The sequence below is a fragment of the Streptomyces sp. LS1784 genome, from assembly GCF_020103755.1.
In the GTDB taxonomy this organism is placed as follows: domain Bacteria; phylum Actinomycetota; class Actinomycetes; order Streptomycetales; family Streptomycetaceae; genus Kitasatospora.
In genome coordinates, this window is sequence record NZ_JAHSQD010000305.1 from 1 (window position 1) to 9,927 (window position 9,927).

The 9,927-nt window shown below is 72.2% G+C and carries 8 protein-coding genes and 1 pseudogene; 4 read left to right on the forward strand and 5 right to left on the reverse strand.

The genetic code is table 11. From position 1 onward, the window contains the following. From KS423_RS28265 to KS423_RS28275, 3 genes and pseudogenes are all read right to left on the reverse strand, one after another. Positions 1 to 475, reverse strand: a pseudogene (locus KS423_RS28265) (hypothetical protein); the annotation flags it as partial. An 83-nt stretch (positions 476 to 558) separates the two neighbouring features. Continuing rightward, positions 559 to 1,323 carry a class I SAM-dependent methyltransferase gene (locus KS423_RS28270; protein ID WP_224282600.1) on the reverse strand — a complete coding sequence of 255 codons (765 nt, stop codon included), beginning with the start codon at positions 1,321 to 1,323 and terminating at the stop codon, positions 559 to 561. A gap of 479 nt (positions 1,324 to 1,802) precedes the next feature. Continuing rightward, positions 1,803 to 4,763, reverse strand: coding sequence for an AfsR/SARP family transcriptional regulator (locus tag KS423_RS28275; RefSeq protein ID WP_224282601.1), 2,961 nt, complete (start codon positions 4,761 to 4,763; stop codon positions 1,803 to 1,805). Positions 4,764 to 4,977: 214 nt separating this feature from the next. Between KS423_RS28275 and KS423_RS28280 the strand changes: the two genes are divergently transcribed. After that, entirely contained in the window at positions 4,978 to 5,262 is a 285-nt protein-coding gene (locus tag KS423_RS28280) for a hypothetical protein (protein WP_224282602.1), read from the forward strand. A gap of 254 nt (positions 5,263 to 5,516) precedes the next feature. Here KS423_RS28280 and KS423_RS28285 read toward each other — a convergent pair whose 3' ends face one another. After that, entirely contained in the window at positions 5,517 to 5,720 is a 204-nt protein-coding gene (locus KS423_RS28285; RefSeq protein ID WP_224282603.1) for a hypothetical protein, read from the reverse strand. 137 nt (positions 5,721 to 5,857) lie between these two features. Between KS423_RS28285 and KS423_RS28290 the strand changes: the two genes are divergently transcribed. Further along, positions 5,858 to 6,616 (forward strand): GntR family transcriptional regulator, encoded by a 759-nt coding sequence (locus tag KS423_RS28290; RefSeq protein ID WP_224282604.1) that lies wholly within the window; start codon positions 5,858 to 5,860, stop codon positions 6,614 to 6,616. 73 nt (positions 6,617 to 6,689) lie between these two features. On the opposite strand, the gene KS423_RS28295 is transcribed toward KS423_RS28290, so the two are convergent. Then, a complete protein-coding gene (locus KS423_RS28295) occupies positions 6,690 to 8,381 on the reverse strand; it encodes a fumarate hydratase (RefSeq protein WP_224282605.1) in 1,692 nt (563 codons plus the stop codon). Positions 8,382 to 8,528: 147 nt separating this feature from the next. On the opposite strand from KS423_RS28295, the gene KS423_RS28300 reads away from it, so the two are divergent. Together KS423_RS28300 and KS423_RS28305 are read left to right on the forward strand one after the other, a co-directional pair. Beyond that, positions 8,529 to 9,284, forward strand: coding sequence for a DUF1707 domain-containing protein (locus KS423_RS28300; RefSeq protein WP_224282606.1), 756 nt, complete (start codon positions 8,529 to 8,531; stop codon positions 9,282 to 9,284). Positions 9,285 to 9,599: 315 nt separating this feature from the next. After that, positions 9,600 to 9,927, forward strand: a 328-nt coding sequence (locus KS423_RS28305) for a WhiB family transcriptional regulator (RefSeq protein WP_224282607.1), incomplete at its 3' end; no start/stop codon positions are given.

Sequence of the window (9,927 nt, forward strand, 5' to 3'; positions counted from 1 at the left end):
CGGCGGTCGAACGGGCGCCGTAGCGGGAGCGGCGCCGGTCGTCCAGGCCGCTCGGGCGGCCGCGCCGGCCGATCCGGGTGCCGGTGCTGTGGTGTATCCGCAGCTCCTCCGGGAAGCCGGGCTCGCGTTCGACGTTGGGCAGTGGGTCGCGCAGGTGGACGACGGCGGCGTCGGCGAGCGTCGGGACCAGTACCCGGCCGATGTTGCGCAGCGTCGCGGCGAGGTCGAGGGCGCTGTTGATCCGCCGGGTCGCCGAGTCGAGGTACGCCAGGCGGACCGCCATCTCGGTGCGCTCCGGCCGTGCGCCGGCCCGCTTCGCCGCAGCCGGGGCCACCGTCAGGGCCGGGGCCGAGGGCGAAGCCGGGCCCGCCGCCGTCGGGGCCGAGGTCGGGGCCGAGGTCGGGGCCGGGACCTGACGGCGCTGGCCCGGGACGGCGGGCGGCTGCTCCGCCTCGGTCTTGAGCTGGTCGCGCACGGCTGCCTGTCCTGGATTCGGTGTGGTCGGTGAGCTGTTCTGTTGCACCGGCCGCGGGTGCGGTCGGTCCTGTCCCGGTTCGATCAGCCGACGCGTCGACAGCACAGGAACAGCTGTTCCTCCGGCGGCAGCGAGGTACTGGCCGGTGCGTACGGATGCCCCGAGCACTCCTCGACGGCGAAGCCGGCCGAGACCAGAACCCGCTCCAGATCCTCCCTCAGATACCCACTGATCCGCAGCTCTCTGCCAAGGAACGGAAGCGGAACGTGATCCAGGTCCGCCTCGACCATACCGAGCGCCAGCAGTCCGCCGGGCCGCAGGAGTTCGTGCAGCCGCCCGAGCACGGTCGGGATCTCGTCCTGCGGCAGCAGGATCAGCGAGAAGAAAGCGGTGACCGCGGCGAAGCGGCCCCGGCCGTCCGGCCCCAGTTCGGGGGCGTTCCAGACCCGGTCCGCGCGCTCGGTGGCCAGATCGTACAGGTCGATCCGATGGAAGACCGGCGGGAACACGCCCGGGAAGGCGGTCCGCCGGGCCAGCGCGAGCATCCCGTCGGAGAGGTCCGCCCCGGTCACCCGGAGACCGCCCGCGGCCAGCTGTCGGACGGTCGGGTCACCGGTGCCGCAGCCCACGTCCAGCACCGGGGCGCCGGGTTCGAGCCGGGCGAGCAGCAGCCGGCCGCAGGCCAGCTGTCCGTCCTTGGCGGGGAAGGCCTCGCCGTACCCGGCGCCGATGGTGTCGAAGGCGACCGCCTGCAGTGCCCGGGCCGCCCGCCGCCGCCGTACCTCGGGATCGTCGTCGCCGGCGTCCTCGCCGACGGGGAACGGGTCGGATATCTGTCCGGTCGTCACGTTGCGAGGCACCCTTCCACCCGTGGCCTCCGGTGGCTCCTCCGCGGCCCCGCGGGCCGCTGCCGGTGGCGGTACGTCACGCTCTCCGCACCACACGGACGGACCGCACCCCGATGCGTTTCCGGCAGACACTCGTGCGTACTGGCATCTGAGAATATGCGCGATCACTGTGCCATGGGGTCCCTTTCCGGCCAACTCGCCGTGCTTGGGCCGTTGTGGCCGGGGTTGTGGAAGCACGAGGGTGCGGGCAGGGTTGTGCGCGAGACCCCGCACGCCGGACGGCGCGCCCGGGTGACGTCGATGACCTGCGGTTTTGCCGCTCCGCAGGCGGACTGCCCGACGTTTATTGAACGTCAATCGATCCGGTGCACAGTGGAGTCCAGCGCCGGGGAAGCGTTGAGGGCGCTCCCGCAGCCGGGGGGCTGCGGGGGCGCCGACGCGCGGAACGGGGGGAGGTTCTCCGTGGGGGAGCGGAGGCCTTACGGCGCGGGGGGAGAGAGGGGCTCGGTGTGCTGCTGGGAGATGAGGTCCGCCACGGGGGAGGCCTCGGGCACACCGAGCCGCGTGAAGATCGCATGCGCCTCCTGGAGGCAGGCGAGTCCACGGGCCGGCTGGGCGAGCGTCAACAGTGCCTCGCCCAGTGCGGCGTTCGCCAGGCCCTGGCAGTAGGCGGAGCCCAACTCCTGGCCGATCGCCAGCGACGCACCGGCCGCCTCGGCGGCCTCGGCGTGCTGCCCGGCGACGAGCAGGGCGGAGGCGAGGCGGGCCAGGGTGTAGCCCTCCCATAGGGGGTTCTGCTGCGACTGGTACAGCCCGTGCGCCTCCCGCAGGTGCGGGACGGCCTCGATGCCGGAGAGCACCACGCCCAGCTGGTAGAGGGTCTGGGCGAGCAGTGTGTCGTTCTTGGACTCGCGCGCGGCGGCAACGCCTTCGCCGGCCGACCGGATCGCCGTCTCCGTCATGCCGAGCCGGTGCTGCGCCCGGGCTATGTTGCTGACCACCCGCGCCTCAAGGAAGGGGGCGCCGACGGCCTGGCTGGTGGCACGGGCCTGTTCGTAGAACAACAGAGCCTCGGCCGGACGGTTGCCGACGTTCAGCATCACGCCCAGCATGTTGGCCGTGGCGAGGAGCAGGAAGGTCGGCTCGTCCGGGGCCTGGTTCTCCAGACTCCGGCGGAACGACTGTTCGGATCCCTGGAAGTCACTGGTGACGGACTGCAGGGTGCCCAGGGCGACGTGGACCCGGGCGAGTGCGGCGCGGTCGCCGCGGCGCTCCGCCTCGTTTCCGATGGTCTCCAGGATCTGCCGCCCCTGGGGGCCGTGGGTGGGGTCCGGGCCGAGGCCGTACACCAGGATCAGCAGGTCGATCGCCGCGTGCTGCAAGGCGCGCGGACCGGCCGCCGCCGCGGCCGTGGCGCTGAGCAGCAGGGCGCCCTCGGTTCGGAGCCAGTCCTGGGCGGAGCCGCTGGTCGGCAGGCTGATCCCGGCCGAGGAGGGTGTGGTGAGCAGCTCGGGCAGCGGGTCGTCCGGCTCGATGACCTGGGTCGCGTTGTGGACGGTCGGGATCAGCAGGTCGAGCAGCCGCAGCACCGCCCGCTCCTGCTCCCCGGTGTCCCCGATCCGCTCGTTCTGCCGCTGGGCGTAGAGCCGGAGCAGGTCGTGGTAGCGGTAGCGGCCGGGGGTGAAGCACTCCAGCATGTTTGCCTCGACCAGCGCCTCGGCGAGGTCCTCGGCGGTGTACTCGTCCACGCCGAGCAGCGCCGCGGCGGCCGCCAGCGGGATGTCGGGGGAGTCGATCAGGGCGAGCAGCCGAAAGGCGCGGGACTCGGGCCCGGACAGCTGTCCGTAGCCGAGTCCGATGGTGGTCTCCACGGCGAGGTTGCCGAGCTGGAGTTCGTCCAGCCGCCGGCGCTGGTCCGCTAACCGACGGGCCAGGTCGGAGACGCTCCAGCGCGGGCGGCTGGCCAGCCGGGCGGCGGCGATGCGGACGGCCAGCGGCAGGAAGCCGCAGGCGGTGATCACCTTCATGGCCGCCTCGGGCTCGTCGGCGACCCGCTGCTCGCCGACGATGGCCGAGAACAGCGCCAGCGCCTCGTCCGGGGTCAGCTCCTCGACGTCGAACAGCTGGGCGCCGGGGATGCCGGCCAGCCGGGAGCGACTGGTGGCGAGCACTGCGCAGCCGGAGACCCCAGGGATGAGTGGCCGGATCTGGTCGGCGTCGCGCGCGTTGTCGAGCAGGATCAGCATCCGCCGGCTGGCGAGCAGCGAGCGGTAGAGGGCGGCGCGCTGTTCCAGCGAGTCGGGGCTCTCGGCGACGCCGAGCGCATGCAGGAAGTCGCCCAGGACGGCCACCGGGTCGGCGGGTGAGGCGCCGGCTCCGCGCAGGTCGACGTACAGCTGCCCGTCCGGGAACTCGGCGCGGACGCGGTGGGCGACGTGCACGGCGAGAGTGGTCTTGCCGACTCCGCCGATGCCGGCCAGCGAGGTCACCACGACGGCCTGGCCGGTGGCGTTCATCAGGGCCGTCGAGAGGTCGCCAACCAGCTCGGTGCGGCCGCTGAAGTCCGATACGTCCGCCGGGAGTTGGGCCGGTGCGGGCGGCGCGGCCAAACCCTCCTCGCGGGCGGCGGGGGCAGCCGTGGCGGGGGGCGCCAGGTCGGGATCGGCGGCGAGGATGCGGGTGTGCATCGTGGACAGGCCCGCGCCCGGTTCGACGCCGAGCTCCTCGATCAGCAGCTTGCGGGTGTCGGTGTAGACGCCGAGCGCCTCGGCCTGGCGGCCGCAGCGGTACAGCGCCAGCATCAGCAGTTCGCGCAGCCGCTCGCGCAGCGGGTGCTCGGCGGTCAGGCTGTTGAGCTCGCCGACGATCTCGGCGTGCAGTCCGATGTCGAGGGCGGCGGCGCACAGCTCCTCCGCGGCGGCCACCTGGCGTTCGGCCAGCCGCAGCCGCTGGGCGTCGGCGTAGGGGCCGGGGACGCCGGTGAGCGGACGGCCGCTGAACAGGTCCAGCGCCTCCACCAGCAGTCGGTGTGCCTGGTGCCGGTCGCCCGAGGTGCGCGCGGCGGTGGCCTCGGCGGAGAGTCGTTCGAAGACCGTCAGGTCGAGGGCCTCGCCCGGGATGCGCAGCGCGTAGCCGTCGGCGACCGAGACCAGCAGCTCGGCGGGTCGGCGCACCTCGCGCCGGGGCTCGATGACGGAGCGCAGGCGGGAGATGTACGTGCGCAGTGCCGCCACCGCCTGGGCCGGAGGACGCTCGCCCCAGAGCGCGTCGACCAGGTCCTGCGTGGTGACGGGACGTCCGGAATGCAGCAGAAGTGTCGTCAGAACGGCCTGTTGCTGTGGCGATCCGAGGGAGAGCGGCTTGCCGTCGAGCCAGGCCTGGACCGGACCGAGGACTTGGAAGCGCAGCGCAGGGTCCTGCGGCGTCTCCAGAAACTCCATGAAGTCCCCCGATGGCCTGTGGTGTCGATTCCGTGAAAGGGCGCTCGGCGGTCCGCCGCGGTGGTTCAGCCTAGGCGGACGCCCGACTCTGCCGGACGGCGCCGCAAGTCGCACGGCGTTTATCGGACATTTAATCAACTCTACGATACTGTCCGCGCGCCCGCGCCACAGAGGTCGGGCTGAAGACAATTGATGACCGAAAGGCGGCCGCCCAATGGCCAACGACCAGAGCGAGACCCCGGAGCCGTCGGCGCCCCAGAACACGGCGCAGATCGGCACCCCGGCCGCCGCTGTGGAGGCGGGCGAGGCTGTCGAGGGTGCGGTGGCCGCGTCCTCGAACCCGGCCGAGTACACCGCGCCGACCGACGCGGAGAAGGACGCGTTCGAGAACGCCCCGTTCGGAGACGAGGGGCAGTACATAGAGGAGCCCGCCCGCCCGGCCGGCGGCAAGCCGGGCGGTCCGTACGAGCCGGAGACCCTCGTCGGCGGCAACCCGTAAGCAGCGCCGGCCGAGTGCCCCCGTGCCCCCGTCCGGGCACGGGGGCGCTGTTGGTTATGCGCGCGCCAATTCGTGTGCGGGTGGATAGCGGTGGCCGATTCCCGCCCGCGGTGCACGCATGGTGACCGGTGTTATCCGTAACGTGCCCGGCGGTGGGCGCCGGGCGTTCCGGAATTCCGGATTCATCGGGACGATTGTCCGGGTCCGAGCGTTACGGTTTGCGTGGATTTTTCCGCAAATTCCCGGTGCTGATCTCAATCAGCCGAATCGCGGGGCCCGGAGGTCGGGCCGACCTGGTGCGGGTCGGTGGTCCATTCCCGGCCGCCGGTCTCGGGGCGCAGGTAGTGCTCGCCGCCGATGGTGTCCATGTAGATGCCGGTACGTCCGGTCCTCCGGTCGAGGACGAGTTCACCCACGTGCGGCCGGTAGGCCGGGGCGTTTCGCTGTCGGGTGCTCACGGTGCTGCTCCTCGCTCTGGTCGGCGACTGGCCAGCATCTCTAGAGAAGCTAATATCTCTAGAGATGTCAACGGTCGTATCTCCTTACCGGCGACCGCGGGCGCGCCTACGATTTGTCCGAGGCAGAGGGAGCGGCGATGACCGGCAGCAGTGGCGACAAACAGCCCAAGTACCAACGGATCGCCGATGCCCTGAAGGCGGCCATCGACACCGGCCGGTACCGCGCGGGCGACCGCCTGCCCGGCGAGAACGACCTCATGGACGAGTACGGCGTGGCACGGATGACCGCCCGTCAGGCGCTGGGCGTGCTGCAGAGCGAGGGCATCGCCGAGGCGCGCCGCGGCGCCGGGGTGTTCGTCCGGGACTTCCGGCCGCTGCGCCGGCGCGGCATCCAGCGGCTGGCGCAGGGGCAGTGGGGGTCCGGCCGGTCGATATGGTCGGCGGACATCGACAACCGCAGTCTGGTGGTCGACCAGGTGTCCGTCGCCGAGCAGGGCGCGCCCGAGCACGTGGCCCGGGTGCTCGGGGTCGACCCGGGCGCCCCGATGTGCGTACGGCACCGCCGCTTCGTCCTGGACGGCAAGCCGGTGCTGCTCTCGACCTCCTACCTGCCCGCCGTCCTGGTCGCGGGCACCGCGATCACCCGCGAGGACACCGGCCCCGGCGGCACCTACGCCCGGCTGGCCGAGATCGGCGCCAAGCCCGTGCACTTCCGCGAGGAGGTCCGCTCCCGGATGCCCGGCGCGGAGGAGGCGGCCCGCCTGGAACTGTCCGCCGGCACCCCGGTCATCCTGATCTGCCGCACCGCCTTCGCCGACGAGGGGCAGGTCGTCGAGCTCAACGAGATGATCCTGGACGCCGCCTCCTACGTCCTGGAGTACGACTTCGACGCGTGACCCGGAGGCCGCGCCGGTACGGGAACCGCCCCGGCCGCAGGGGCGGCCGGGGCGGTGGAGGGACGCGGGGGGACTACTCCTTGGAGCGGACGCGCAGGTTGGTGATCAGCGGGCCCTCGGTGGTCTCGCGGAAGAAGTCGTTGCCCTTGTCGTCGACGACGATGAAGGCCGGGAAGTCCTCGACCTCGATGCGCCAGACCGCCTCCATGCCGAGCTCGGCGTACTCCAGCACCTCGACCTTCTTGATGCAGTCCTGGGCGAGCCGGGCGGCCGGGCCGCCGATCGAGCCGAGGTAGAAGCCGCCGTGCGCGGCGCAGGCGTCGGTGACCTGCTTGCTGCGGTTGCCCTTGGCGAGCATGACCATGGAGCCGCCGGCCGCCTGGAACTGGTCGACGTAGGAGTCCATCCGGCCGGCCGTGGTCGGGCCGAAGGAGCCGGAGGCGTAGCCCTCGGGGGTCTTGGCCGGGCCCGCGTAGTAGACCGGGTGGTCCTGGAGGTACTTGGGCATGCCCTCGCCGGCGTCCAGGCGCTCCTTGATCTTGGCGTGGGCGATGTCACGGGCGACCACCAGGGTGCCGGTGAGCGAGAGCCGGGTCTTCACCGGGTACTTGGACAGCTCGGCGCGGATCGCGGGCATCGGCTGGTTGAGGTCGACCCGCACCACGCCGGCGTCGCCCGCGGCGGAGCCGCTCACCAGCAGGGCCTCGTCGGTGGTGTCCGGCAGGTACTTCGCCGGGTCGGTCTCCAGCTGCTCCAGGAACACGCCCTCGGCGGTGATCTTGCCGAGCGCCTGGCGGTCGGCGGAGCAGGAGACGGCCATCGCGACCGGCAGCGAGGCGCCGTGGCGCGGCAGGCGCACCACGCGCACGTCGTGGCAGAAGTACTTGCCGCCGAACTGGGCGCCGATGCCGATCTTCTGGGTCAGCTCGGTGACCTTGGCCTCCAGCTCCAGGTCGCGGAAGCCGTGACCGGTCCTGGCGTTGCCGGAGGTCGGCAGGTTGTCCAGGTAGTGCGCCGAGGCGTACTTGGCGGTCTTCAGCGCGAACTCGGCGCTGGTGCCGCCGATCACGATGGCCAGGTGGTACGGCGGGCAGGCCGCGGTGCCCAGCGAGCGGATCTTCTGCTCCAGGAACGAGAGCATGCTCGCCTCGTTCAGGATGGCCTTGGTCTCCTGGTACAGGTACGACTTGTTGGCGGAGCCGCCGCCCTTGGCCATGAACAGGAACTTGTACGCGTCGCCGTCGGTGGCGTACAGCTCGATCTGGGCCGGCAGGTTGTTGCCGGTGTTCTTCTCGTCCCACATGGTCACCGGGGCCATCTGGGAGTAGCGCAGGTTGAGCTTGGTGTACGCGTCGTACACGCCGCGCGCGATGGCGGACTCGTCGCCGCCCTCGGTCAGCACGTTCTGGCCGCGCTTGCCCATGACGATCGCGGTGCCGGTGTCCTGGCACATCGGGAGGATGCCGCCGGCCGAGATGTTGACGTTCTTCAGCAGGTCGAGCGCGACGAAGCGGTCGTTGGGGCTGGCCTCCGGGTCGTCCAGGATGCGGCGCAGCTGGGCGAGGTGGGCGGGGCGCAGGTAGTGCGAGATGTCGTGCATCGCCTCGGCCGTCAGCAGCCGCAGCGCCTCGGGCTCGACCTGGAGGAAGGTGCGGCCGCCCGCCTCGAAGGTGGAGACACCCTCGGAGGTGAGCTTGCGGTACGGGGTCGGGTCAGCGCCCAGGGGGAGCAGGTCGCTGTACTCGAAGTCTGGCGTGGGAGCCATGGGGGCGGTCCTTAGCTGTCCAGTTGGTCCGGCTGCGTCGGCGAAGCACCATCCAGGGTAGGACCCGGTGGAAGTCGGCATGCGGACAGGTCCGCCTTGCGTGACCGGGCTCACTCGCGCGGGAGTGCGACCGACTAGGCTGACCCCGTGGACAACTCGCCGTCGCACGACGACCCGGGGCAGCCGCCGGTGCCGGCGCCCGTACCGATGACCAAACCCGAACTCAAGCCCGACGCCAGGGCCGAGACCGCACCGCGGCCGCACGCGCCGGTCGCGGAGGCGGAACTGCGCGTCTCCGACGCCGACCGCGAGAAGGTCGCGGAACTGCTGCGGGACGCCTACGCCGAGGGCCGCCTGGACGCGGACGAGCACGCGGAACGCATCGAGGCCGCCTACGCCGCGAAGACCTTCGGCGACCTCGTGCCGCTGACCCGGGACCTGCCGGCCCGTCCGCTGTCCTTCGAGAAGCAGCCGTTGGACGCCCCGCAGGCGACGCGGCCGCCGCAGCCGCCCGCGCGCCAGGAGTCCCCGACGGTGGTGGCGATCTTCGGCGGCGCGTCCCGCAAGGGCCGCTGGCGGGTGGGCTCGCACCTGAGCGCCTTCGCCGCGTTCGGCGGGGTGGAGATCGACCTGACCGACGCCGTGTTCGAGTCTCCCGAGGTGGAGATCACGGTGACGGCGATCTTCGGCGGGGTCGAGGTCCGGGTCCCGGAGAACGTGAGCCTGCAGGGATCCGGCGTCGGCATCTTCGGCGGTTTCGACGTCCGGGAGCAGACCGCGGCGGACCCGTACGCTCCGGTCGTCCGGGTCAAGGGCCTTGCGCTGTTCGGCGGTTGCGAGGCCAAGCCGCGCCGGGGCAAGAAGCTGAAGGAGTGGGTGCGCCGCCAACTCGGCGCCGACTGATCGTCGTTGACCTGCGCAGCGCCCGGCCGGGGACCAACTCCCGGTCGGGCGCTCGGTGTTGCGGCCTGTGCACTGCGTAGCCGATTGCGTGCAGTGTGCATGAATCGCGGTCGGGCGGGGTAGTTCCTTCCGCACATCGCTTCTTGGACGGCTGCGCACCGGAGGCGGCCGAGCGGCCGTGCCGGGGTTGGACAGCGGGGGCTCGCGGCCGGCGGGGGAGCGAGGGTTCCCCGTGTCCAGAGCCTCGTCAGGAGTACGGCCGTGCTGCATCCGATCGAGTCCCGCACCACCTCGCCAGTCGCCGCTGCGCAGGTCCTGGAGCGCCGTCCCGGCGTCCGGCCGCAGCCGCAGTCCCCGGGCGGCCCGGCGGGCTCCCCCGCGGGTGAGGACAATCCCTGGCACACCGGTGCTGCGTGTCGGAGGGACGAGGCGGGGCTGTTCTTCGCGCCGTCCAAGGAACCGACGGCGGCCCGGTTGTCGCGCGAGGAGCAGGCCAAGCAGGTGTGCGCCCGCTGCCCGGTGCTGCTGGAGTGCCGCGAACACGCGCTGGCCCAGCCGGAGCCGTACGGGGTCTGGGGCGGGCTGACGGCCGCCGAGCGGCGGGTGGTGCTGGCCCGGCGCCGCCGCCGGGACGCGGAGCTGC